This is a genomic window from Nocardiopsis deserti, from assembly GCF_008638355.1.
GTDB lineage: Bacteria > Actinomycetota > Actinomycetes > Streptosporangiales > Streptosporangiaceae > Nocardiopsis > Nocardiopsis alborubida.
Genome location: NZ_ML703348.1, coordinates 204,832 through 228,747, shown reverse-complemented (window position 1 = coordinate 228,747; position 23,916 = coordinate 204,832). Strand labels below are relative to the sequence as shown.

The 23,916-nt window shown below is 74.0% G+C and carries 18 protein-coding genes; 8 read left to right on the top strand and 10 right to left on the bottom strand.

What is annotated here, in order from left to right; all coding sequences use genetic code 11:
* Window positions 1-200 precede the first annotated feature (200 nt).
* Window positions 201-1,685, bottom strand: a complete 1,485-nt coding sequence (locus FYW99_RS03825) for an SGNH/GDSL hydrolase family protein (protein WP_150250291.1) — start codon at window positions 1,683-1,685, stop codon at window positions 201-203.
* Between the two features lie 51 nt (window positions 1,686-1,736).
* Window positions 1,737-2,984, bottom strand: coding sequence for an 8-amino-7-oxononanoate synthase (locus FYW99_RS03820; protein ID WP_150250289.1), 1,248 nt, complete (start codon window positions 2,982-2,984; stop codon window positions 1,737-1,739).
* A gap of 388 nt (window positions 2,985-3,372) precedes the next feature.
* Between FYW99_RS03820 and FYW99_RS03815 the strand changes: the two genes are divergently transcribed.
* Both FYW99_RS03815 and bioD read left to right on the top strand, forming a co-directional pair.
* Window positions 3,373-4,722, top strand: a complete 1,350-nt coding sequence (locus FYW99_RS03815; RefSeq protein WP_150250287.1) for an adenosylmethionine--8-amino-7-oxononanoate transaminase — start codon at window positions 3,373-3,375, stop codon at window positions 4,720-4,722.
* The gene (gene bioD, locus FYW99_RS03810) at window positions 4,719-5,456 is read left to right on the top strand and encodes a dethiobiotin synthase (protein ID WP_150250285.1); all 738 of its coding nucleotides are present in this window, start codon (window positions 4,719-4,721) and stop codon (window positions 5,454-5,456) included. The genes FYW99_RS03815 and bioD overlap by 4 nt, the downstream gene beginning before the upstream one ends.
* Here bioD and FYW99_RS03805 read toward each other — a convergent pair.
* Window positions 5,422-5,907 (bottom strand): DUF3291 domain-containing protein, encoded by a 486-nt coding sequence (locus tag FYW99_RS03805; RefSeq protein ID WP_150250282.1) that lies wholly within the window; start codon window positions 5,905-5,907, stop codon window positions 5,422-5,424. The genes bioD and FYW99_RS03805 overlap by 35 nt on opposite strands.
* 120 nt (window positions 5,908-6,027) lie before the next feature.
* Between FYW99_RS03805 and FYW99_RS03800 the strand changes: the two genes are divergently transcribed.
* Window positions 6,028-7,503, top strand: coding sequence for an aminotransferase-like domain-containing protein (locus tag FYW99_RS03800; RefSeq protein ID WP_150250280.1), 1,476 nt, complete (start codon window positions 6,028-6,030; stop codon window positions 7,501-7,503).
* A gap of 167 nt (window positions 7,504-7,670) precedes the next feature.
* Here FYW99_RS03800 and FYW99_RS03795 read toward each other — a convergent pair whose 3' ends face one another.
* Window positions 7,671-8,285, bottom strand: coding sequence for a superoxide dismutase (locus FYW99_RS03795; RefSeq protein WP_017565449.1), 615 nt, complete (start codon window positions 8,283-8,285; stop codon window positions 7,671-7,673).
* 809 nt (window positions 8,286-9,094) lie between these two features.
* Between FYW99_RS03795 and FYW99_RS03790 the strand changes: the two genes are divergently transcribed.
* The 3 genes from FYW99_RS03790 (at window position 9,095) to FYW99_RS03780 (ending at window position 13,877) form a co-directional block, all read left to right on the top strand.
* Window positions 9,095-10,141 carry a class I SAM-dependent methyltransferase gene (locus FYW99_RS03790; RefSeq protein ID WP_150250278.1) on the top strand — a complete coding sequence of 349 codons (1,047 nt, stop codon included), beginning with the start codon at window positions 9,095-9,097 and terminating at the stop codon, window positions 10,139-10,141.
* 71 nt (window positions 10,142-10,212) lie between these two features.
* Window positions 10,213-12,225: a glycosyltransferase family 2 protein gene (locus FYW99_RS03785; protein ID WP_150250276.1), complete on the top strand. Its 2,013-nt coding sequence runs from the start codon at window positions 10,213-10,215 to the stop codon at window positions 12,223-12,225.
* An 11-nt stretch (window positions 12,226-12,236) separates the two neighbouring features.
* Entirely contained in the window at window positions 12,237-13,877 is a 1,641-nt protein-coding gene (locus tag FYW99_RS03780; RefSeq protein WP_190394556.1) for a glycosyltransferase family 2 protein, read from the top strand.
* Window positions 13,878-13,971: 94 nt separating this feature from the next.
* Here FYW99_RS03780 and FYW99_RS03775 read toward each other — a convergent pair whose 3' ends face one another.
* From FYW99_RS03775 to FYW99_RS03755, 5 genes are all read right to left on the bottom strand, one after another.
* Complete coding sequence (locus tag FYW99_RS03775; RefSeq protein WP_150250273.1) at window positions 13,972-14,427, bottom strand: MaoC family dehydratase; 456 nt, start codon at window positions 14,425-14,427, stop codon at window positions 13,972-13,974.
* A 134-nt stretch (window positions 14,428-14,561) separates the two neighbouring features.
* On the bottom strand, window positions 14,562-15,719 hold the full coding sequence (locus tag FYW99_RS03770) for an enolase C-terminal domain-like protein (RefSeq protein ID WP_150250271.1): 1,158 nt from the start codon (window positions 15,717-15,719) through the stop codon (window positions 14,562-14,564).
* Window positions 15,720-15,961: 242 nt separating this feature from the next.
* On the bottom strand, window positions 15,962-16,333 hold the full coding sequence (locus FYW99_RS03765; protein ID WP_150250269.1) for a hypothetical protein: 372 nt from the start codon (window positions 16,331-16,333) through the stop codon (window positions 15,962-15,964).
* 796 nt (window positions 16,334-17,129) lie between these two features.
* Complete coding sequence (gene ald, locus FYW99_RS03760; RefSeq protein ID WP_150250267.1) at window positions 17,130-18,251, bottom strand: alanine dehydrogenase; 1,122 nt, start codon at window positions 18,249-18,251, stop codon at window positions 17,130-17,132.
* 284 nt (window positions 18,252-18,535) lie between these two features.
* The gene (locus FYW99_RS03755) at window positions 18,536-19,753 is read right to left on the bottom strand and encodes a dihydroorotase (RefSeq protein ID WP_150250266.1); all 1,218 of its coding nucleotides are present in this window, start codon (window positions 19,751-19,753) and stop codon (window positions 18,536-18,538) included.
* 453 nt (window positions 19,754-20,206) lie between these two features.
* On the opposite strand from FYW99_RS03755, the gene FYW99_RS03750 reads away from it, so the two are divergent.
* Window positions 20,207-22,402, top strand: a complete 2,196-nt coding sequence (locus tag FYW99_RS03750) for a bifunctional copper resistance protein CopD/cytochrome c oxidase assembly protein (protein WP_150250264.1) — start codon at window positions 20,207-20,209, stop codon at window positions 22,400-22,402.
* A gap of 110 nt (window positions 22,403-22,512) precedes the next feature.
* A complete protein-coding gene (locus FYW99_RS03745) occupies window positions 22,513-23,412 on the top strand; it encodes a TIGR03621 family F420-dependent LLM class oxidoreductase (protein ID WP_150250262.1) in 900 nt (299 codons plus the stop codon).
* Window positions 23,413-23,480: 68 nt separating this feature from the next.
* Here the strand turns inward: FYW99_RS03745 and FYW99_RS03740 are convergent, their stop codons facing one another.
* The gene (locus tag FYW99_RS03740; RefSeq protein ID WP_150250260.1) at window positions 23,481-23,909 is read right to left on the bottom strand and encodes a hypothetical protein; all 429 of its coding nucleotides are present in this window, start codon (window positions 23,907-23,909) and stop codon (window positions 23,481-23,483) included.
* Window positions 23,910-23,916 lie beyond the last annotated feature (7 nt).

Here is a 23,916-nt window from a genome sequence, read left to right as displayed (position 1 = left end):
GGCGGCGGCGGTGGCAGTGGCCCCGCTCCGGATCTGCGGCACGGCTCGCCCGCCTCGTGCGCAGGCGCCGGTTCCCGCCCGTCCGGGAGCCGCGTTCCACGGATCCGTCCGGTGACCGGAAGGCCGGGGCGGGCGCGGGGCGCGTGCGGCCGTGCGGCCCCGCAGCTCGGAGCCGCAGCGTGGAGCCGTCTTCTTTCAGGTCAGGGGGCGTCGGCCTCGTTGTCGGGCGCCTCGGTGGCGAACTCCGGGTCGAGCGGTCCGCCCAGTTCCGACCGCAGCTGCTCGGGGTCGACCTTGTCCAGGGTCTCCCGGGCCACGTAGACCTCCCGCTCGGGGCCCTCCACGATCTGTAGGCGCACCCGCTCGGCGATGGACAGCTGCCCCTGCGCGGTGGGGTGGAAGCTCGCCCGGTCCACGCGCAGGCCCTCGCCCAGCTGCCCGAGCACGATCCCGTTCAGCCAGGCCGCGTCGGCGCTCACCTCGTGCCCGCTCAGGGCGGAGAAGGTGTTCACGTACTCCACACTGCCGGTCTCGCGCCCGCCGTAGACGTCGCCGTCCGCCAGGTAGACCGTGTCGCGGATGAGCTCGTTGAACCGCTGGGCCAGACCGTTCAGCCACAGCTGGTCGCTCCTGGTCAGCGTGTAGTACATGCCCGGGGGGTCCTCAGGGAACAGCCGCGGGTAGCCCAGCACCAGGATGCGGGCGTCGGGCGCGCGGTCGCGGACCTCCCCGAGGATCTCGGTCAGGGTCTCCTCGAAGGTCCTCATCCGCCTGTCGACCTCCTCCTCCTGCTCGACGCAGACGCTGCTCTCCAGGAGCGGCATCCGCACCATGCAGGTGCGCAGGACGGGGATGAAGCCCAGATCGTTGCCGCCGATGCCCAGGGTCACCAGGGACGTGTTCTCGGTGACCCGCTCGATCTGCGACTCGGAGGTGCCGATCTGCTCGATCATCTCCGAGCCCTTGTGGCTGCTGCACGCGTAGAAGGCCAGCGAACCGGCGAAGTCGAACTCCTCGGCGATCACCCGGGGGTAGGCGTTCTCCGAACGCCAGCAGCCGCCCGCCTCGGCGGTGTCGGGGGCGTAGTCGCCCGCGCCGTCACCGGAGGAGTAGGAGTCGCCCAGGGCCACGTAGTTGCCCCACAGCGCGGCCTCCTCGGGCTCCATCCGGACCCGCCAGTCGGTCTGCTCCTCCTCGGTGAGCGGGGGGAGCTCCTCGGCCGGGCACACGCCGTCGGTGGCCTCGCACCACAGCGCCACCAGGCCCTCACGGGTGGCGGGCAACGCCAGGACGGCCACCATGACCAGGATCAGCGTGACCGAGACGGCGGCGGCGACCCGGGACCGCCGACGCCGTCGGCGCGGGCGCCCGTCACCGCCGTCGCTGCCGCTGCCGTCGCCGTCGTCCGTTCCGTCACCGGAACCGCCGTTGTCGGAGCCTCCGGTGTCCGTCGGGTCGCCGGTGCCGTCCGCGTCCTCGTCGGAGGAGTCCTCTCGGGCGGGTTGTGCGGAACCGCGAGCCCCGTCCCCGTCGGAGGAACTCCCGGGGGACGCGGCTGCCGGATCCTGTCCGGCGTGCGGGTCCTCCTTCGGCTTCCGGGGGGCGGCGTCCGGTACGCGGCCGACGGCGGAGGGGTTCTCGGGGACCGGCTCCGGCGCCTCGGGGCCCTCACCACGCGCTGACACGGCCGTTATCGCCTCCCCAGGTCCCGGCGGGCTGTCGTCACCTCCGCAAGACTATCCGGGACGGTTCGCCGCGATGACGTCCACGACCCGGTCGACGTCGGCCCCGCTCAGCGTCGCCCGGGCGGTCAGCCGCAGCCGGGACCGTCCGTCCGGGACCGAGGGCGGGCGGAAGCAGCCCACGCGCACACCCGAGGCCAGGCAGGCGTCACGCCATGCCAGGGCGGTTTCGGGAGAGGGCGCCAGCACCGACACCACGGCGGCGTCCGGGGTGCTCGCGGGCAGCCCGCGCCCGCGCAGCCCCTCCGCCAGCCGCCGCGCGCGGTCGCGCACCGCGTCGGCCAATCCGGGTTCGGCGCGCAGCACGCGCAGCGCGGCCAGTGCCGCGCCCGCCGCGGCCGGTGCCAGCCCGGTGTCGAAGACGAACGTGCGCGCGGTCTCCGTCAGGTGGCGGACCACCCGGCGCGAACCCAGCACCGCGCCGCCCTGGGAGCCCAGCGACTTGGACAGGGTCACCGACACCGCGACGTCGTCCGCGCCGCGCAGTCCGGCGGCGGTCGCCGTCCCGCTCCCGCCGGGCCCCACCACGCCCAGGCCGTGCGCGTCGTCCAGCAGCAGGGCGGCTCCGTGCCCGCGGGCCGCGCGCGCCAGGGCGGCCGCGTCGGTGAGGTCGCCGTCCACCGAGAACACGGTGTCGCTCAGCAGCAGGGCCCGTCCCCTCGCCGTCGCGAGCGCCTCGGCGGCCCGGTCGGCGTCGGCGTGGTCGTAGAGCGCCACGCGCGCCCCCGAGGCCCGGGCCAGGCGGGTCGCGTCGATGAGGGAGGCGTGGTTGTGGCGGTCGCACACCAGCAGGGGAGGGGCGCCGCCGTCGGGAGCGGCCAGCGCGGTGACCATCGCCAGGTTCGCCGCGTACCCGGACGAGAACACCAGAGCGGACTCCGCGCCGTGGAAGTCGGCGAGTTCGCGTTCCAGCTCCCGGTGCAGGCCGGTGTCCCCGGTGACCAGCCGCGATCCGCCCGCGCCCGCGCCCCACACGCGGGCGGCGTCCCCGGCTGCGGCCACCACGTCCGGGTGGCGCAGCAGTCCGAGGTAGTCGTTGCCCGCCAGGTCCAGCAGGCCGTCGACCGCGGGCCGGGGCGTGGCGTACCGCGTCAGCCCGGCCTCCGCGCGTCTGTGGGCGGCGCCGTCCAACCACGCGAAGGGGTGTCCCGGGTGCAGCGCACGCGCGGAGCGCGCACGGGCCGTGGCGCGCAGGGGCCACGGGCGGCGGGTGGACGGTGCGGTGGCGGCGGTGCTCGGCATACGCGGGACGGCCTCCTGGGTCGTGGGCGCGGTCGTGGTCGGACGCACTCCGGTCGGGTCGCGGCGGACGGGGGAGGCGGCGGGCGACGCGCGGGGGTCGGCCGCGGATGCCTGACGCGCCGACGAGGCGGGCGCGACGCGGGGCACCCGGCCCGGGCGTGCCGTCGCCGCGCGTTCGGGCCGGAAGGAGGGTGCGTCCCCGGCAGGGACCGACCCAGCGGCGGCCAATCCCGCTGGGGCGGTCCGGTCCTTCGTGCCAGGGAGGCGTCTACGACTCTGCCGTCCGGCGCACCCGCGCGTCATTCGCCGAAGCCCACAAAGATCCGCCCGGATTCCTGGTGGGACCGCACGGGGGCGCGCACGGGCGCGGGGTGAACAATGGAGCCCCATGACCCCCACGCCACCCGCAGCAGCCGGACACCGGGCGCACGCGGACCGGTCCGCCCGGATCCGCGCCGCGGACACCGCCCACCTGTGGCACCCCTACACCACCGTCCCCGCCGCGGAGCGGCCGTACGTGGTCACCGGGGCCGAGGGGGCGACACTGACCCTGTGGTCGGAGGAGGGCGAGCACCGCGTGGTGGACGCGATGTCGTCCTGGTGGTCGGCGATCCACGGCTACCGCCACCCGGTGCTCGACGACGCGGTGCGGCGTCAGGCCGACGCGTTCAGCCACGTCATGTTCGGCGGGCTCACCCACGGGCCCGCCGCGGACCTGGCCGAGGCCCTGGTGACGATCACCCCGGAACCGCTGGAGCACGTCTTCCTCGCCGACTCCGGCTCGGTGGCGGTGGAGGTCGCCATGAAGATGTGCATGCAGTACCACCGCTCCACCGGCCGCCCCGGGCGGCGCCGCTTCCTCACCTGGCGGGGCGGCTACCACGGCGACACCTTCCACGCGATGAGCGTGTGCGACCCGGACGGCGGCATGCACTCCCTGTGGGGCGACGTGCTGCCCGCCCAGGTGCACGCGCCCGCGCCGCCCTCCGGGTTCGGCGCCGAACCCGACCCCGGCTACGTGGCCGCCTTCGAGCGCCTGGCTGCCGAGCACGCCGACGAGCTGGCCGCCGTCATCGTCGAACCCGTGGTGCAGGGCGCGGGCGGCATGCGCTTCCACCACCCGGGCTACCTGCGGGAGCTGCGGCGGATCGCCGACGAGTACGGGCTGCTGCTGGTCTTCGACGAGATCGCCACCGGCTTCGGCCGCACCGGTGAGCTCTTCGCCGCCGACCACGCCGGGGTCGCTCCCGACGTCATGTGCCTGGGCAAGGCGCTGACCGGCGGCTACCTGACCCTCGCCGCGACGCTGTGCACCGCACGGGTGGCCCGGGGCATCGCCGAGGGCGAGGTGCCGGTGCTCGCCCACGGGCCCACGTTCATGGGCAACCCGCTGGCCTGCGCGACCGCGCTGGCCTCGGTGGACCTGCTGACCGGCGGCGACTGGAGGGGCGACGTGGCGCGGATCGGGACCGGCCTGCGCGAGGGCCTGGCCCCGCTCGAAGGGCTGCCGGGCGTGCGCGGAGTGCGGGTGCTCGGCGCGATCGGGGTGGTGGAGCTGGACACGCCGGTGCGCATGGCCGAGGCCACGCGGGCGGCGGTGGAGGCGGGGGTGTGGCTGCGGCCCTTCCGCGAGCACGTGTACGCGATGCCGCCCTACGTGTGCACCTCGGAGGAGGTGGCCGCCGTCGCCGACGGGATGGCCGCCGCGGTGCGGGCCTGCCTGGAGGAGCGCCGGTGAGCGTCCTGGTGGTGACGGGGACCTGCACCGGGGTCGGCAAGACGGTGGTCACCGCGGCGGTGGCCGCGCTGGCGGTCGCGGCGGGGCGGCGGGTGGCCGTGCTCAAACCCGCCCAGACCGGGGTGGGGCCCGGCGAACCCGGCGACGCCGACACCGTGGCCGGGCTCGTCCCGGGCGTGACGACGGCGGAACTGGTCCGCTACCCCGAGCCGTTGGCCCCCGCCACGGCCGCCGCCCGTTGCGGGGCCGAACCCGTGCGGGCCGAGGCGGTGGCCGAGGCAGTGTGGCGTCTGGCGGGAGCGCACGACCTGGTGCTGGTCGAGGGCGCGGGCGGCCTGCTGGTGCGGCTCAACGCCGAGGGGCAGACCCTGGCCGACGTCGCCGTTCTGCTGTCCGCGCCGGTCCTGGTGGTGGCCCGACCCGACCTGGGCACCCTGAACGCCACCGCGCTGACCGCCGAAGCGCTGCGTACCCGCGGCCTGTCCCCGGCCGGGGTGGTGGTGGGGTCCTGGCCGGACCGCCCGGACCTGGCCATGCGCTGTAACCTCACCGACCTGCCCGCCATGGGGGCGGGTCCCCTGGCGGGCGTCGTGCCGCGGGGCGGCGGGACGCTGGACCCGCGCGCGTTCGCGGACCTGGCCCGCCGCTCCCTGGCGCCCCGCCTCGGCGGGGACTGGCGGGTCGGCTCCGGACCCGGGGTCAGGCGGGAGGGGGAACCGGCGAGGACAGGGTGAACGCCCGCGCGCCCGGCCCGTGTCCGCGCAGCCACGCCGCGCGCTCCCCGGCCTCCTCCGGCGTCACCGGGGTTCCCGCCGCGGACCACCACAGCGTGCGCTCCACCTCCGGGAAGGCGCCGCTGTCCGCGCGGAAGGCCAGCACGTCCCGGTGCGCCGCCTCCACGAAGGACCGCAGGTCGCCGGGGGAGCACCACAGCGAGACGAGACGGATGTGGTCCCCCTCGTCGAGGAAGTGGACCTCCTCCAGGTGTCCGGGATCCCGTCGGGCCCGTTCGCGCAGGGCGGTGGCGAACGCGCCGAGGTGGCGGCGGTCGCCCCGCAGGACGCGCGCCTCCACCAGCACCGGCCAGCCACCGCGGGGTGTGGGACCATCTTCCCGGGCGCGGTTCGGACGGTGGCGGGGCGTGCGGCGGACGGTGTCGTGTCGGCGCTGGGCGAGGAACTGCATGACCGCTCCCGGGAAACTGGACTGCTGTCGTAGGGTCCACTCTGGCTCTGGTGGTATCCCCTCTGGCAATGCCAGTATGAAATCCGGGGACCACTCCCCACAGATCCAATGGAGGGGAAAATGGACTCTTCTCGGAGCTCCGCCGAACTCGCCGACCTCCTCGGCGCCTGGCCCCGGGGCGGTGGGCCCCTCTACCGGCGCCTCGCCGACACCCTGCGCGAGCTCGTCGACCAGGGCAGTCTCGCCCCCGGTGAGCGCCTGCCCTCCGAGCGCGCCCTCGCCGCCAGCCTCCGGGTGAGCCGCACCACCGTGGTCTCCGCCTACGACGCCCTGCGCGCGGACGGCATCCTCGACAGCAGACAGGGCAGCGGCACCCGCGTCAGCAGCCGGGTCGCGCCCGTGCGCTCGGACGGCTGGACCGCCAACGGCACGGGCAACCCCATGTACCGCAACCTCTTCCAGCGGGAGGAGGGACTCATCTCGGCCGCCTGCCTGACCACCCCCGCGCTCCCCGGCGTGGAGGAGGCCATCCGCCGGGTCGTGGCCGAGGACCTGCCCGCCCTCATGGCCGAGGGCAGCTACCATCCCAGCGGCCTGCCCGCGCTGCGCCAGGCCGTCGCCGACCACTACACCGCCCGGAACCTGCCCACCACCGCCGACCAGATCGTCGTCACCACCGGTGCCCACCAGGCCGTCAACCTGGTCGCCCAGCTCTACCTGCGCAACGGCTCGCCCGTCGTGGTGGAGGACCCCAGCTTCGCGGGCTGCCTGGACCTGATGAGCGACCGGGGCGCCCGATTCCTGCCCGTGCCCCTGGACGAGCAGGGCCTGGACGCCAACGGCGTGCGCCGCGCCGTGGCCGAGCACGCGCCCCACCTCGTCTACACGATGCCCTCGTACCACAATCCCACCGGCACGATGATGTCCGCGGCGCGCCGCCGCGAACTGGGCGAGCTGTCCGCCCGTCACGGTGTGCCGGTGCTGGAGGACCACGCCTACACCGGCCTGCGCGCCCCCGACGAGCCCCCGCCGCTGGCCGCGTTCGCCCCGCGCGGGGCCGAGGTCATCACCGTGGAGTCGCTGTCCAAGATCGGCTGGGCCGGGCTCCGGCTGGGCTGGCTGCGCGCGCCCGCCGAGATGGCCCTGCGCCTGAGCCGCCGCAAGGTCCTCGCCGACCTGGCCAGCCCCCTGCTCGACCAGGCGGTGACCGTGCGCCTCCTGGAGCGCTACGACGAGCTGTCCCGGCAGCGTTCCGCGCTGATGCGCGAGGCCCTCGACCACATGGAGGGGTTGCTGCGCGGGGCCCTGCCCTCGTGGGAGTGGCGGCGCCCGGACGGCGGGGCGGCGCTGTGGGTGCACCTGCCCGGGGTGGAGGCCCGCGCCTACGTGCAGGTCGCGCTCTGCCACGACGTGGAGCTGGTCCCGGGCTCGGTCATGTCGGCGTCCGGCGGGGAGCGCCACGCCGAGTGGTTCCGGCTGCCCTTCGCCTACGACGCCCCCACCCGTGAGGAGCTGGTCTGGCGGCTGGCGCGGGCCTGGCGCGAGCTCGACCGGCACGGGCCGGTGGAGGCCGACCCGGTCCGCCTCGTGGTCTGACGCCCGGGGCCGGGGCCGGGTGCGTGGGGCTCGGAGACGGGGACCCCGGTCACGCGGACCCCGCACAGGCGGGGCCCGGGGACCCCGTACACGCGCGAGGGCGGCATCACCGGTGGGTGGTGCCGCCCTCCGCCGTGTCCGGCGACGAGCCGGACGGGGGACCGGGGCTAGCCGATCTTGACCCCGCGGGCGTTGCTGAAGCGCTCCTGGACGTCGGCCCAGTTGACCACGTTCCAGAACGCCTTGGCGTACTCGGCCTTCACGTTCTTGTACTGGAGGTAGAAGGCGTGCTCCCACATGTCCAGCATCAGCAGCGGAACGGAGCTGAGGGCGGTGTTGCCCTGCTGGTCGTAGAGCTGCTCGATGACCAGGCGCTGACCCAGCGCGTCCCAGGCCAGGATCGCCCAGCCCGAGCCCTGGATGGTGGTGGCCACAGCGGTGAAGTGCGAGCGGAAGGCGTCGAAGGAGCCGAACTGGTCGTCGATGGCCGCGCCCAGCTCGCCCTCGGGCTTGTCACCGCCCTCGGGGGACAGGTTCTTCCAGAAGATGGAGTGGTTGACGTGGCCGCCCAGGTTGAAGGCCAGGTTCTTCTCCAGCATCGGGATGGTGCCGAAGTCGCCGGTCTCCCGGGCCTCCGCCATCTTCTCCAGAGCCGTGTTGGCACCGGCGACGTAGGTCGCGTGGTGCTTGTCGTGGTGGAGCTCCATGATCTGACCGGAGATCCACGGCTCCAGGGCCGCGTAGTCGTAGGGCAGTTCGGGAAGCGAGTACGGCGCAGACATCTCTGACGCACCTTTCCAATGACGCGGTTCGTCGTGTTCACCAGCGATGGGATCGCCTAGGCAGCAAGCTATCAGTCGGGCGGCGGCTCACCCGATGTCAGGCTCTTTACACTCCGACACGGGAATAAACCGAGGCCGCGGGCCCCGCTCCGGAGGAGCGCGCCCCGTGCCCGCGGCCGCCGCGACCCGTGGGGGAGCGCTCCGCGGCGGACGGCCCTCACGGTCGGGCCCACCACCGCCTCCTTCCGCACTGCCCGGCACGGTCGCTCCCAATCCTCGCTTTCGCGGTGAAATCCCCGCGAGTGCGGACACAGGGGCGGGGAACCCACGGAAAGCGTCGGCCGGTGTCCGTTGCCGCCGCGCAGAATTCGCAGGTGGGAGAGGAGGAATGCGCCGTCCCGGCGACGCGCGCGCACCGTGTTTTTCAACGCCGCCCCCGGGACCGCCACACGGCCGCCCGCGCACACTCCCGCGCCTGTCGCTGAGGAGGCCCTGCGGGAGGCCAGCGGGTGGTGGGGGCGGGCTCCCCGACGCCCCGGGAAAGCCTCGGATGCGCGAAAATGAGAAGCGCATGATGCTCGGGTGAACGGAAGGCGAATTGCGTGTAATCCAGGTTTCGATTCCCCTTCGGAGGCGTCCGTTATTTCCTCGAAGGGCTAAGGTCGAAAGCGTCTGAGCGGATTGCCGCCGTTCCCGAAGCACCGGGCGAAGCGGCAGTTCAGTGCCGGGAAACCAGCCCTTCCCCTCTCATCCCCCCGCGGCCCGCGCCCGGCGGAACCGTGTCGAAACTCCCGTGGAGGTATCCGCCCATGCGGTCGCTTCGCAGCCGTCTCCGTCCACTCCTGGTCACCGGCGCGGTGGTCGGCGCCGCCGTGCTCTGCGTACCAGCCGCCCTGGGGATCGCGGGCCTGATCGGCTGGACGGACGTGCTCACCCTCACCTTCCTCGGCCTGCTCGCCGGTGCCGTGGGCGTGCTCGGGCTGGGCACGCTGCTCCTGTACCGCAGGGTGGGCGCCCTCTCCAGGAGCGTGGCCACCTCGATGGACACCCACAGCCGCCGAGTCACGGAGGCGCTGGGCCGCGAACGCCTGGAGACCACCCGCGCCCTGGACGGCGTCCGCGAGCGCGTCGCCCACCTCCAGGACCACGCGCTGCCCAAGGTGAGCCGCGACCTCAAGAGCGCGGTCTCCGTACAGGGACGCGACGACTACGAGCAGCAGGTCGCCTGGACCGAGTTGCGCGAGTACCTCGACACCGCCGCGTTCATGCCGCCCCTGCGCGGCTGGGCCGCCTCCCCCGACGTGCTCCGGATCCTGGTCCGCCAGATCGACCGGCTGCGCCCCGAACTGGTCGTGGAGTGCGGCAGCGGCGCCTCCAGCGTCTGGATCGGCTACGCCCTGCGCCGCGCGGGCACCGGCAGGCTCGTCGCCGTCGAGCACGACGCCCGCTACGCCGAGCTCAGCCGCGAACTGGTGGCCGCGCACGGGCTCGACGACATCGTCGAGGTCCGGCACGCCCCGCTGGTCGAGATCGCGAACACGACGGTCACCGTCAAGGGCAAGGAACTGCCCACCGCGGACCGCTGGTACGAGGCCTCGGTCTTCGCCGACCTGGAGGGCATCGGCCTTCTGTTCGTCGACGGCCCGCCCAAGGCCACCGGCCTCCAGGCCCGCTACCCGGCCCTGCCCGTCCTGCTGCCGCGCTGCACCGAGGACGCCGTCATCGTCCTGGACGACGCCGCGCGCGTGGACGAGCGCGCCATCGGTGACCGCTGGCTCACCGAGTACCCCGAACTCCAGCGGACGGAGGAGGCCGCGGAGAAGGGCGCCCACGTCTTCAGCCGCAAGGGGCTCTGACCCCCACCACACCTTTCCGCACGCACCACCCGACGGGCCCGAGTCCGACCCGACACACCCGAGGTCACCCGATGATCACCACCGCCTTGCGGCACGCACTGCGCGCCCGTGGCAGCGAGGCCGCCCTGCTGTGCCACGTGGGAGCCGACACCCGTTCCGTCCTGGCCGGGCTGCCGTTACGCCCCGCCGACCTCCTCCTGGACCTGGACGCCCATCCCCTGGGGCAGGCCGTGGAGGTCCCGGGCGCCGAGATCCGCAACGGTGAGCCGGAGGTCGGACTCGTCGCGGTCCTGGCCGCCACGCCCACCGACCTGAACCGCGCCCTCACCGTCTCCACGCACCTGCCCCGGGCCGTGCACGTCCTTGTCGCGCTGGCCGCCACTCCCGGCCACCAGGAGCCCCCGCTCCCGGCCTCCCCGGGCATGGGCCAGTGGCGCGACCTCCAGGAGGTGCGAGTGCGCCGCGTGGACAAGAGCGGCTGGCTGTGCGAGCTGTTCTTCCCCAACGGCGTGGACACCGCTCAGGCCGTGGACGCCGTCGTGCACGGCGCCCGAGGCCGCCGAAGGGCCCCCGCGATCGCCCCGATGGCGGTCCTCAACGGGCCCGAGGCCGCCCTGTGGCGGCCCGGCGACACCGGCGCCCAAGGCGTGGTCGCGGAGGGGCCCGTCCCGCTGCGCCGGGTGACCCCCTTCGGCGACATGGCGCTGCGCGTGTCCGGGAGCGCGGAACGGCCCGAGTGGACCGACCCGGTCGTCCCGGTCCTGGACCGCTCCACCACCGGTGCCGACTCCTGGGCCCGGATCTCCGGACCGGACGGACCCGCCCGGGTGCGCGAGGCGGTACCCGACGCCGTGCACGCGGTCGCCCCCCTGGACGAGCTCACCGTCAACCCCATCGGCTTCGACAAGTCCGAGAAGGGGCCCCTGGGCGATCTGACCGTCCACGGCGACCGCGCGGTGGTCCGCGTGGGCAACAAGGACCTGGTCGCCGTCGCCGCCGACGGCACCGTCACCGACGTCGACCTGGCACGTCTGCGCCATCTGCGCGGCGTCCGGGTGGACTGGTCCGGGCACACCGGACCCAGCGCCGCGGTGCGCGCCGTCGCCTCCCTCGCCGCGGGGGGAGTGCCTCTGCTCAGCGGTCCGGTGCCTTCCTGGGCGGCCGGACTCGGCCCCTCCCTCACCGATCTGCTCACCGCGGGCGCCGAGGCCGACCTCTCCGACCGGCTCAGTCGCGAGGAGCACAGCATTCGCCTGCGCCGCGCCGCCCTGCGCGACCACGGCCAGCGCTCCCGCTGGCGGGCCCTGGGCGCCGAGGCCGGGATCCCCCTGCCCCGCGAACCCCGGGTGTCGGTCATCCTGTGTACGCGCCGTCCCGAGATGGTCGGGTTCGCGCTCGCCCAGATCGCCCGGCAGCGCGGAGTGGACCTGGAGGTGGTGCTCACCCTGCACGGCTTCGCGGCCTCCCGGCCCGAGGTGGCGTCGGCCGTCGCCGAGTTCACCGCCAAGGGGTTGCACCTGGTCGTCCACGAGGCCGACGCGGGCCAGATCTTCGGCTCGGTGCTCAACGACTCCGTCGACCGCGCCTCGGGCGACCTGATCGCCAAGTGGGACGACGACGACTGGTACGGCCCCGACCACCTGTCCGACATGGTGCTGGCCCGCACCTACTCCGGCGCCGAGCTCGTCGGCACCGGCCAGGACTTCGTCTACCTCCAGGAGGTGGACCTGACCGTGTGGCGCAGCCGCGAGTCGGAGACCACCACCCGGTTCATCGCCGGGGGCACCATCCTCACCGACCGCGTGGTGATGGAGGAGAGCGGCGGCTTCCGGCCGCTGCCCCGCGCCATCGACACCCAGCTGCTCCTCGCCGTCAACCGGGGCGGGGGCCGTATCTACCGGGCCCAGGGTCTGGGCTACGTGCTGCGCCGCACCGGTGGCGGCCACACCTGGTCCGAGGACATGGGCTACTTCCTGCACAACTACACCAGACAGTGGCTCGGCTGGCGCCCCAGCGCCCTCCTGGAGGGCGAACCCTCGCCCCTGGGCCAGCCCGCCACCGAGTACACGGGGGAGATCCGTTGACCACGCTTGACATGACTCCGGAACCGGTCTCCGGCGACCACGCGCACGCACCCGTCCTGCCCCGGGCGCGGATCGACTACAGCGACCAGCCTCGTGCGCGGCGCAACGACCACGCGGTGCTCCAGCCGCCCGCGGTCGGCGCGTGGACCCCGACCCTGTCGGTGTCGGTGGTCATCCCGGCTCACGGGCACCCGGACAAGCTCGCGCTCGTCCTCGCCTCGCTGTCCGCGCAGAGCTATCCCGCGCACCTGACGGAGGTGATCGTGGTCGACGACGGCTCCCCCGAGCCGCTCACCCTGCCGCCGGTGCGCCCGGAGAACACCCGACTGATCACCTCGGCCCCCGGCGGCTGGGGTTCGGCGCACGCCGTCAACAGCGGAGTGGCAGTCTCCTCCGGCCAGGTGGTCCTGCGCCTGGACGCGGACATGCTGGTCTACCGCGACCACGTCGAGTCGCAGATGCGCTGGCACCACCTGGTCGACTACGGGGTCGCGCTGGGCCACAAGCTGTTCGTGGACTTCGACCCCGCCGCGATGACCCCCGAGTACGTGGCCGCCGAGGTGCGCGAGGGGCGCGCCGCCGAGCTGTTCGACCGAGAGACCGCCGACCCGCACTGGGTGGAGCGCCAGATCAACCAGAACGACCGGCTGCGCAACGCCGGGCGCCTGGCCTACAAGGTGTTCATCGGCGCCACCGGCTCCCTGCACCGCACCCTGTTCGACGCCGCGGGCGGCCTGGACGGGGAACTGGTCCTGGGCGGCGACACCGAGTTCGCCTACCGGGTCTCCCAGCAGGGCGCCCTGTTCGTGCCCGACCTGGACACCAGCAGCTGGCACCTGGGGCGCTCCCAGATGCAGACCCGCCGCGACGCGGGGACCCGCTACCGCTCCCCGTTCGTGTCCAACCGGGTACCCGACTTCCACCTGCGCCGCAAGCGCCCCGAGCGGGTGTGGGAGGTGCCGATGGTCGACGTGGTGATGGACGTGGACGGCGCCACCCTGGAGGACGTGGACACCACCGCCTCCGCGCTGCTGTCCGGGACCACTCCCGACATCCGGTTGTGGCTGGTCGGCCCCTGGGACGAGCTGGACGAGGGGCGGCGTTCCCCGCTGGACGAGGAGCGGCTCGACCTGCGGCTGATCCGGGAGACCTTCCGCGGGGACGCCCGGGTGCGCCTGGTCGAGGCCGCGCCCGCGCACGACGCGCGTGTGCCCTTCCAGCTGCGGGTGCCCGCCGGGGCGGCGCTGCGCGCCAGCGCGGTCACCGACCTGGTCGACACGGCCAACAAGAGCAAGGCGGGACTGCTGTGCTCGCCCGTGCCCGGTGCCACGCGGGGCGACGGCGTTCTGCGCATGGAGCGGGTCTCCGCCTACGCCAGGGCCCGCCACCTGTGGCCCGAGGCGACCCCGGAGGAGCTGGACCGAGGGGTGGAGGAGGTCTGCGGCACCCACTGGATGCCGGGAACGGACCTCGTCATCACGGACGGGGGCGAGGCGACCGGGACCGAGGACGTCGAGGCGCTCAAGCGCAAGCTCGAACGCGCGCTCGTCGACGCGGACAGGATGCGGGCACGAGCCAAGCGGGCCGAGCGCAAGCTGCGCTGGTTCACCCCCGGGCTCACCCGCAGGGCGCTGCGCAAGCTGGCGCGCTGAACACGCGGCCCCGGCCGGGAGGGGACCCGCCCGGTCGGGGCCGCGCTCGCGTTCCGGGGCCGCTCCGGGGAGGCGCGGGCTCCGGAAGGGGCCCTCAGGGCACCCAGAGGCCGAGCGACTCGGCCACCAGGGCGGGCCGCTCCTGGCCCTCGATCTCCACGGTGTGGGTCGTGGTGACCAGGTAGCCCTTGGGGGTCTCCCGGACCGAGCTGAGCTCGATGCCGTCGCGGATGCGCGAGCCGGACACGACCGGCTGGAGGAAGCGCACCTTGTTGAGCCCGTAGTTGATGGACATGCTCGGCTTCCTCGTCAGCGAGATCGCCGACTGGGAGAAGTGGGCCAGCATCGACAGGGTGAGGAACCCGTGCGCGATGGTGCCCCCGAAGGGGCCCGCGGCCGCCCTCTCCGGGTCGGTGTGGATCCACTGGTGGTCCTGCGTCGCGTCGGCGAAGAGGGAGATCCGTTCCTGGTCGATGGTCACCCAGTCGGTGTGGCCCAGGTGCTCGCCCTGGGATGCGAGCACCTCTTGGATGTCGGCGAATACGCGCACCGCGCCTCCACGGTCGTCGGGTCCGGAAACGGGGGCCGGACGGTGCCGCAACTCTACCTAACGCTGTTCGGTTAGGGGGAGGGAACCCGGCCGGGCGCGGCGGGGCTGGGCTGCGGTGGCTGGAGTCTCGCTGGTCAGCGCCGCCGCCGGGCGCCGTTGACGCGACCGCGCTCCACCCGGGCCTCGCGCGGCCCGTCGGCGTCCACGACCAGGGCCCGGGCGGTGCGCTCGGCCACCGCGGCGCGGTCCACCGTGTGCCCCAGACCGCTCTCGGTCAGCGGGACCGGCACCACGCCGTCGTGCGCGCGCACGGGCGGGAGCACCAGATCGCGGCCGCGGTTCCCGGCTCCGGGCATCTCCACCGGAAGCGAGGCCCCCGACAGCGAGGCCAGCGCGACCGTCGCGGCGCGGCCGACCCCCGTCACCGCCGACGAACCGCACCACACCCGCCAGCCCGCGTCCACGGCGCGGTCCACCGCGCGGCGGGCCGCCGTGAGGCCGCCCAGACGGGCCGGGTCCACGTTCACCGCGCCGCCCGCCTCGGCCCGGACCGCCTCGGTGAGGTCGTCCACCGACTCCAGCGACCGGCCCAGTGCCACCGGCGTGCGCAGCTCGGCGGCCAGCCGGGCGTGCGCCGCGAGGTCGCCCGGGGCGAAGGGGTCCTCGACCGCCAGCAGGCCGAGCCCGTCCAGGACGCGCAGCGCGTCCAGGTCGGCGGGGGACTCGGTGTAGCGGCAGCCCGCGTCCGCCTGGAGGACCAGGAACGGGAAACTCGACTGCACCGCGCGCACCACGTCGGCGTCCCAGCCCGGGGCGATCTCCAGCCGGATCCGCCGGAAACCCGAACCCACCTGGCGGTTCACCTCCGTGACCACCGACTCCACGGCCACCTGGCGGGGCAGCGTCACCCCCGCGGTGAGCGCGGTGCGCTCCCCGCCCAGGGCGTGCGAGAGCGGGGTGTCGCGCTGGCGGCTCCACAGGTCCCAGCAGGCGGTGTCCAGGGCACCGGCCACGGCCGGGTCCCAGGGCAGGTCGGCCCAGGCCTCGCCCGCCTCGGTCGGACGCCGCCAGGAGTGGCTGAGCAGGGCGGGGGCGAAGGCACGGGTCAGGGCGTCCCACTGGGCCCCGCTGGCCTCGGACAGCTCTCCCCAGCCGCTCACGCCGTCACCGTCGGCCACCCGGACCAGGACGGGGCCGTCGGCGCCGGAGCCGCGGCCGCCGGCCGGGGGCCGCAGCCGGATCAGCTCGAGTTCGACGATCCGGGTCGCGGTCGCCGAGCCGGTGTGTGCCACGCTGTCCCACCTCGGTACTCGTCCTCCCGCGTTCGGCCGCAGAGCCGGACGCGCGGGCTTTCCCCCCGACCGTACCCCCGGCCGACCTGCGCGACCACCCCGAACGGTGCGGTCCGCGCCACCCGTTCGGCCGGGCGGCGCGGACCCCCGGACGGGCTCCGTGCCCGCCCGGGCGACGTGCTGTCCGTGCTCATGTGCTGCCGGGGCCGACGTTTTCTCATGCATGACAGCCCCGGCAGTCCTCACTCGGAAGAGACGACTCCACCGGCGCGCCACTCGGGCGCGCTGATGTCGCCGCACTCTATGTCGGACTCGTCGTCGGAACCCGTGCCACCCACGAGCACGACGCTGTCACCGTCGGCGGCGACGGTGGTGCCGTTCTCATCGAGCAGCCGTAGTGGACCGTCCAGAGCTGAGTACCCCTCAGGCCAGGAGACCAGGTACCTGTGTCCATCCTCGGCGGTGACGGTGAAGCAGGCCAGCCCTTCGGCGGCGGTCCCCGACAGCGTCCCGGCCAGCTGTGCCTCACCATGGCCCTCGTCAGCGCCGGTACCGGTGGAGAGAACCTCCAGCTCGTCCGTCGCGTTGGAGCAGCCGAGAGCGAGCAAGGACATCGTGGCGGCGACCACGAAAGCCGTGGGGCGGGCCCTCCTACGGTCAGTTCGTGAGAATCGAGGTTCCATTTTCCGCACCATCCAGATAACTCACTGACACGAACACCGAGATGGAGCCTACCCGCCCGTGGTGGATGCCGATTTCACGGGTGTGTCGTGTTCGGCGGCGCGGGGCGGCGTCTGCCTTGTTGGGACCCTCCGTCCGGCCCGTCCCTTCGACAGAAACAGTGACCAGTGCCTGTCCTGATGCCGCGTCGGGTTCGACGGCGGGCTCGGAGTCGACGGGGATCCGGCCGGTTCACTCCGCCTCTGCGCGTAGGAATGGATTTCAATTAGTGATGCATCTGGGCAGTATTTTTTTCATGCTGCTTCTCTGGTGTTGCTTCGAACGCTCCAGTGCCGATGGGCCGAGTGCGGTGGAAACATGAATGATGGGTGAATCAAAAAACCCTTTGGGGCGAGTCGGTCCCGGGTGTGGAATGGGTCACGGCGAGCGTGGGGCGGGTGCGCGGCTCGGCGAGTCGCCGACAGCCAGCGAGAACGTGCTGGTGCGACCGGTGGCCCGCTGCCTGTCGGTTTCCACGATGGTCCCGCATGGTGAGCGGTATTGCCGTCCCCCCGAGCCCGTGCCGAGTCTCCCCGGACCGCGTCCCAGCCCCTCCGGCGCCGCTCTGAACAGCGTTCGAACGGGATGCCCCAGCCGAACACCTCGATGAGTCGCTCACGGCGGGCAACTGACTTCCTGCGTCGCGACGCCCCTGGGAATTGGCGTGTCGCGCGGCGGCTCCGCCGCCGACTACTCGTGGTTCAGCACCTCGTCCAACGGGCGGTGCTTGGTCCCGTGAGCCTCGGCGACCGGGGCGGAGACCACGTCGCCGTCGAAGGTGTTCAGGCCCCCGGCCAGCGCCTCGTCCTCGTTCATGGCGCGCCGCCAGCCCTTCTCCGCCAGTGCCACCGTGTACCGCAGGGTGTCCTTGGTCAGGGCGTGCGTGGAGGTGTTGGGCACCGCGCCCGGCATGTTCGCCACGCAGTAGAACACCGTGTCGTGCACGTGGAAGGTGGGGTCGGCGTGCGTGGTGGGGCGCGAGTCCTCGAAGCACCCGCCCTGGTCGATCGCGATGTCCACCAGCACCGCGCCCGGACGCATCCGCGACACCAGCTCGTTGGACACCAGTTTGGGCGCCTTGGCCCCCGGCACCAGTACCGCCCCGATCACCATGTCCGACTCCAGCACCGACAGCTCCAGCTCGAAGGCGTTGGACACCACCGTCTTGACCCGGCCCTGGTAGAGGGAGTCCACGTGCCGCAGCTTGTTCACGTTCAGGTCCAGCACGGTCACCTCGGCGCCCATGCCCACCGCGATCTGCGTCGCGTTCAGGCCGGAGACGCCCGCGCCGATCACGGTCACGCGCGCCGGGCGCACGCCCGGCACCCCGCCCATCAGCACGCCGCGCCCGCCGTTGGGCCGCTGGAGGGTCACCGCCCCCATCTGCGGGGCCAGGCGGCCCGCGACCTCCGACATCGGGGCCAGCAGCGGCAGGGAGCCGTCCGGCAGCTGCACGGTCTCGTAGGCGATGCCGGTCACCCGCCGCTCCAGCAGGGCGTCGGTGCACTCGCGCGAGGCGGCCAGGTGCAGGTAGGTGAAGAGGGTCTGCCCCTCCCGCATGCGGTGGTACTCGGCCGGGACCGGCTCCTTGACCTTCAGGACCAGCTCACCCGCGGCCCACACCTCGTCGGGGGAGTCCAGGATGCGCGCGCCCGCCGCCTCGTACTCGGTGTTGGAGATGGAGGAGCCGAGGCCCGCGTCGCGCTCGACGACCACCTCGTGGCCGCGGCGGACCAGTTCGTGGACCCCGGCGGGGGTGATGGCCACCCGGTACTCGTGGTTCTTGATCTCGCGGGGCACGCCGATGCGCACGGTTCCTCCTACGGGTATCGCCGTTGATACCCCCACTGTGAACTGCGGGGGTGCCCTGGCGCCATCGCCAACATGCATCGCTGTCGACGATCTTGCTGACAGGGTGTAAGACCGATGTGTGGCCTGGGACACGGGTACCTGCCCGTGGTGCGCGGGCTCAATCCTCCCGGGAGCCCACCGCTCCGTAGGCCGCCGCCCCGGGCGCGGTCAGTCCGGGCGCTGTCGCTCCGGGCACCGCTCCACCGGGTGCTGTCGCACGGGTTGCCGTCAGTCCGGGCGTCGCCCTAACGGACGCCGCCCGCCGGGCGGCCCGAGATCCACACCCGCTCCACCCGGCCGGTCAGCTCCCGGCCCGCGTAGGGGCTCGGGTCCGCCGGGGGGATCGCCACCCGCGCGCCGGGATCGAAGGCGACCAGGTCGGCGTCGAACCCCGACGCGATCCGCCCCTTGCCCACCAGCCCCAGCAGTTCCGCCGGGGCCCGCGCCGTCCACCGCGCGAGGTCGGCCAGGCCCCGGCCGCGCCGGTGCGCCGCCGTCCACAGCGCCGACAGGCTCCACTCCAGCGTGTACAGGCCGTGGGCGGGCAGGTGCCCCGACCCCACGGTGGTGATCGCCGAGTCCCGCGCCAGCAGCGCGCTCCACAGCGCCTTGCGGTTGGCGTCCGAGCGCAGCGGCGGCCGACAGGCGTGCGCGGGCGACTCCGGCGCCAGCGACTCCGAGGGCAGGCACAGGTAGTGCGGGCAGGTGTGCGCCGTCAGCGCCACCCCCACAGCCCCCGCCGCCGCCAGCAGCGCCGCGCACTCGGCCGCCGTGAACGACCCCACGTGCGTGCGCGTCCCCACCGAGCGGGCCGCCGCGATCACCCGCTCCAGCCCGCGCCGCTCCGCCCGGGGCGGCCGGTGCTCCGCGGCCAGCGGCGGGGTTCCCAGCTCGGCCGCGTCCTCGGCGTGCACCAGCAGCACGCTGTCCAGCGCCGCGAGTTCGGCCATCGCCTTGCGCAGCTGGGCGTCGTTCAGCGCCGCGACGTCCGGGGCGCCCCCGTCCGACAGCGAGCAGTGGAAGGCCACCGCCCCCGCGGACTGGAGGTCGGCCAGGTCCAGCGGGCCGGTGCCCGGGGCCACCCCGCCCAGGAACAGCACCGGCACGGGGGACAGGGCCGCCGCGCGCTGGTGCGCCCCGAGGGCGTCCGGGCAGGTGAGGGCGGGTCGCGCCGGGGCGGGGGAGGCCACCACGCAGGTCACCCCGCCGCGCAGGGCGGCCGTCCCCGTCCGGCGGTAGGACTCGGCCAGGCCCTGTCCGGGCACGTGCACGCCGGTGCCGACGTCCACCGCGCCGGGCAGCAGCGCCACGTCGCCGAGGTCGGTCGTCTCGTGGGCGGGCATGTGCGCGCCGTGGGCGCCCACGGCCTCGATCCGACCGTCGCGCACCCCGACGGAGGCGGGCCGGACCCCCTCGGGGGCGACCACGCGCGTGGACCTGACCACACTGTCGTACACGGCCATCCGCCGTCCCCTTCGCTGCGCTCGCTGGAGGATGTGCTGAGAGGCGCCACGGGGAACCGTGGCACGGGAGGGGAGGCCGGACGCCGAAGGCGGGGGAACCGTCGTCTCGACCGGATCCGAGCGTATCGCGAAGAGCCCCGCCGCACGGGGGAATCCGACATCCCGGCCCCCGCGCCGCCCCACCGGAGGGGCGAGGGGGCGGCGCCGATCACCTCCGGCGACCCTTCCGACCGCCCGTCGGCTCTTCCGTCCGCCCCGCGGGCGCCCCGGATCCGCCAGCGGGGGTGTACGGGGAAGCCCAAGTCCGACACTGTGTAGTAGACGGACTAACCTTGGTCGAGGTGTTCCTCCGTGCGCGGCCCCTGCCGGAAAAGTTCCGGACAGCGGCGAGGCGGTCACACGGCCAAGGGCGCTGACCAGCCAGTTGTAACGAGACCGACGACGGAGTGGCGCGTGGCTCCTCCCGCACAGAACCAGAAGTCCCCCCTCAAGGAACACCATGACGACGCCCCGGGCACGGGGCGGGCGCCCCTCTTCGCCGCCGCTGCCGCCGCCCTGTGCCTGACCGGCCTGAGCCTGACCCTGGTCCTCGGCGGAGCCGCCTTCCCCGAGGTCATCCCCGGGCTGCCCGACGCCGGAGAGGCGGTCCGCTGGGGCCTGCCGCTGGCCAAGGTCACCATGGACGCCTCCGCGGTCGTGGCGATCGGCCTGCTGCTGCTCGCCGCCGTCCTGCTGCCCTCCCACAAGGGCAGGCTCTCCCCGCAGGCGACCGCCTACGTGCGCGCGGCCAGCTGGGCGGGCCTGGTCTGGGCCCTCGCCGCCGTGTTCACCCTGTACTTCCAGGCCGCGGAGTTCCTGGCCCGCAAGGTCGGCCAGATCAGCGTCGACGAGGTCACGGCCTACGCCGGGTCGGTCTCGGGCGGCATCGCGCTGATGTTCGTCGTCCTGCTCACGACCGGCATCGCCCTGTTCGGCCGCACGGCCACCACCGCCACCGGCGGCCTGTGGCTGCTCGTCCTCGCCCTGGCCGCCACCACGCCGCCCGCGCTGACCGGCCACTCGGCCTCCTCCGGCTCGCACGAGCTGGCCGTGACCGGGCTGGCCCTGCACGTGGTCTCCATCAGCGTGTGGGTGGGCGGCGTGGCCGCGCTGACCTACCACGCGCTGCGGCGCGACGCCCAGGACCCGTCGGCGGCCGCCAACCGCTTCAGCCGCCTGGCCCTGTGGGCCTACGTCGGCGTGGCCGTCAGCGGCGCGGCCAGCGCGCTGGCCCGCCTGTACTCGATCGAGGACCTGATCGCCACCGAGTACGGCCTGATCATCCTGGTCAAGATCATCCTGTTCGGGGTCCTGGGCGCGTTCGGCTACATGCACCGCGAGTTCGTCTTCAAGCGCCTGGAGGACGCCCCGCGGGGACCGGCGGGGGAGGTGTTCCGGCGCCCGCTGTTCCTGCGCGCGGCGCTGGCCGAGGTGCTCGTCATGGCCACCGTCATCGGCGTGTCCGTCGGTCTGGGGCGCACCGCGCCGCCCCCGCCGCTGGAGGGCACCGTGGACCCGGCCGCCGCCATCCTCGGCTTCCCCGTCCCGCCGCCCATGAGCGCCCAGACCCTGCTCACCCTGTGGCGCCCCGACCTGTTCTTCATCATGGTCGTGCTCGTCGCGGGCGGTCTGTACGCGGGAGCCGTGGTCCGGCTGGTGCGCCGGGGCGACTCCTGGCCCGTGGGGCGGACGGTGGCCTTCGCGGCGGGGCTGGTGACGATCGTGGTCACGCAGCTCACCGGGTTCGCGACCTACTCCATGGTGCTGTTCTCGACGCACATGATCCAGCACATGGTGCTGTCGATGCTCACCCCCATCCTGCTGGTGCTGGGTGCGCCGATCACCCTGGCCCTGCGGGCGCTCAAACCCGCCGCGCGGCGCGGGGACCGGGGGCCGCGCGAGTGGCTCAACCTGTTCCTCAACAGCCGTTTCTCCAAGACGGTCACGCACCCGGCGATCGCGGCCCCGCTGTTCGTCTTCAGCCCCTACGTGCTGTACTTCACGCCGCTGTTCGGCACGCTGATGAACGACCACCTGGGCCACCTGCTCATGGGTGTGCACTTCCTGCTGGTGGGCTTCCTCTTCTACTGGATCATCGTGGGCGTGGACCCGGCGCCGAGGAAGGTGCCCTTCCTGCTGCGCATCCTGCTGCTGCTGGTGGTGATGGGGTTCCACGCCTTCTTCGGCATCACGATCATGATGCAGTCCGAACCGCTGGCGATGGACTACTACGGCCAGTTCGACATCCCGTGGCTGGAGGACCAGGCCGCGGACCAGTACGCGGGCGGCGGCGTCGCCTGGGCCCTGGGCGAGATCCCCACCGCGCTGGTCATGATCGCGCTGGTGCGGCAGTGGTCGCGCGACGACGAGAAGCAGGAGCGCCGCCGGGAGCGCCACAGCCGCCGGGGCGGCTCCGACGACGCCGACATGGACGCCTACAACGCCTACCTGGCCGAACTCGAACGCCGCTCCCGGGGCGCGGGCCCGGCCGCGGCCACCGCGTCCCCGGAGGCGCCGCCGCGGACCGGCGAGGAGTCGGGGACGCGCGGCGCGCCGGTGGCGGAGGCCGGGGACGACGACCCCGATCCCGCCGCCAGCAAGGGCGGCTGACCCGACACGCGGGGGCGCACCGGCCGGTGCGCCCCCGCCGTCGTCCCGGGCCCGTCCCGGAGGGTGAAGGTCCCTGGCGCCGGGGCGCACGGTGGTGTTGGCTCGGCCCCATGAGGAGTTTTCGCTTCGGAACCAACATGCTCGCGGACGAGCCCGGGGACTGGGCCGACGTCTGCCGCGCCGTCGAGGCACAGGGCTTCGACGTCCTGCTGGCCCCCGACCACCTGGGCATGGCCTCGCCCTTCGTCCGCCTGGCCGCCGCGGCCGCGGCCACCAGCCGCCTGCGGCTGGGCACCTACGTGCTCAACAACGAGTTCTGGAACCCGGCGCTCCTGGCGCGCGAGGCCGCCACCCTCGACCAGGTCTCGGGCGGGCGCTTCGAGCTGGGCCTGGGCTCGGGCCACATGAAGTCGGAGTTCGACGACGCGGGAATCCCCTGGCGGCCCCACGCCGAGCGGACCGCGAACCTGGCCGCGGCCCTGGACGAGCTCGACCGGAGGCTGGCCGAGGGCGGCCAGGAACCCCGGCCCGTCCAGCGCCCCCGGCCGCCGCTGCTGATCGGCGGGCACGGGGCCGCGACCCTGACCATGGCCGCCGAGCGGGCCGACATCGTGGGCTTCAGCGGGCTCACGCAGCGGCGGCGCCGCAGACTGGGGGAGTTCTCGGTGGCGGACTCGGCCGAGACCCTGCGGCGGGTGGAACTGGTCCGGGAGCGGGCCGCCGGACGCGGGTACGAGTCGAGCGTGCTCGTCCAGATGGTGGCGGTCACCGACGACGTGGAGGCGACCACCGCCCGGATCCTGGAGCAGGCGGGGCCCGGGGTATTCCCCGAGGGGGAACCCGTGTGGAAGAACCCCTACGTGCTGATCGGCACCCCGCGGGAGATCGCGGACACGATCCTGGAGCGCCGCGAGAGGTACGGGTTCAGCTACGTGGTCACCCAGGCGCCCTACCGCGACGCCCTGGCCGAGGCCATTCCCCTGGTCCGGGCGCAGGAGGGACCGGACTGAGGGGCGGATCCGCGAAGCGGCGCGCCCCGTGCCGGAGGGCACGGGGCGCGCGGACGGAAGGTACGGGGTCAGACGGCCAGGGCGGCCACGGAGGCCCCCACCAGCCCCAGGACCAGGCAGATCAGCAGGGCCGCGGCCAGCAGCGGCAGGGAGGGCCGGAGCGAGGACAGCGCGGCCTGGCCGCCCCCCGACGACTGGCGGCGGGCCACCACCGGCAGCATCACCACGTTGACCGCGCACAGGACGGCCGCGACGCAGGCGGCCGCGGCGAACGCCGCCCAGAAACCGGTCCCGGCGGACAGCGTGTTGGCCGCGGCCAGGGTCGGCAGCGCGATCAGCACCACCACGGAGGCGATCCCGAACGCCGCCCGCGACCGGGGTGAAGCCCCGCGCGAGCTCCCGGAGACGACGAGGAGCAGACCGAGCAGGGCCGCCATCAGGATGGCGCCCACGACTCCGAACACGGCGATGTTGACCAGCGAATTCACGCTCGCCATTGTCGCA

Excerpts from the sequence above, each read along its gene's own strand:
- FYW99_RS03820 (WP_150250289.1), bottom strand. The coding sequence starts at position 2,984 with ATGCCGAGCACCGCCGCCACCGCACCGTCCACCCGCCGCCCGTGGCCC.
- FYW99_RS03815 (WP_150250287.1), top strand. The coding sequence starts at position 3,373 with ATGACCCCCACGCCACCCGCAGCAGCCGGACACCGGGCGCACGCGGAC.
- FYW99_RS03805 (WP_150250282.1), bottom strand. The coding sequence starts at position 5,907 with ATGCAGTTCCTCGCCCAGCGCCGACACGACACCGTCCGCCGCACGCCC.
- FYW99_RS03800 (WP_150250280.1), top strand. The coding sequence starts at position 6,028 with ATGGACTCTTCTCGGAGCTCCGCCGAACTCGCCGACCTCCTCGGCGCC.
- FYW99_RS03795 (WP_017565449.1), bottom strand. The coding sequence starts at position 8,285 with ATGTCTGCGCCGTACTCGCTTCCCGAACTGCCCTACGACTACGCGGCC.
- FYW99_RS03790 (WP_150250278.1), top strand. The coding sequence starts at position 9,095 with ATGCGGTCGCTTCGCAGCCGTCTCCGTCCACTCCTGGTCACCGGCGCG.
- FYW99_RS03785 (WP_150250276.1), top strand. The coding sequence starts at position 10,213 with ATGATCACCACCGCCTTGCGGCACGCACTGCGCGCCCGTGGCAGCGAG.
- FYW99_RS03780 (WP_190394556.1), top strand. The coding sequence starts at position 12,237 with ATGACTCCGGAACCGGTCTCCGGCGACCACGCGCACGCACCCGTCCTG.
- FYW99_RS03765 (WP_150250269.1), bottom strand. The coding sequence starts at position 16,333 with ATGTCCTTGCTCGCTCTCGGCTGCTCCAACGCGACGGACGAGCTGGAG.
- FYW99_RS03755 (WP_150250266.1), bottom strand. The coding sequence starts at position 19,753 with ATGGCCGTGTACGACAGTGTGGTCAGGTCCACGCGCGTGGTCGCCCCC.
- FYW99_RS03745 (WP_150250262.1), top strand. The coding sequence starts at position 22,513 with ATGAGGAGTTTTCGCTTCGGAACCAACATGCTCGCGGACGAGCCCGGG.
- FYW99_RS03740 (WP_150250260.1), bottom strand. The coding sequence starts at position 23,909 with ATGGCGAGCGTGAATTCGCTGGTCAACATCGCCGTGTTCGGAGTCGTG.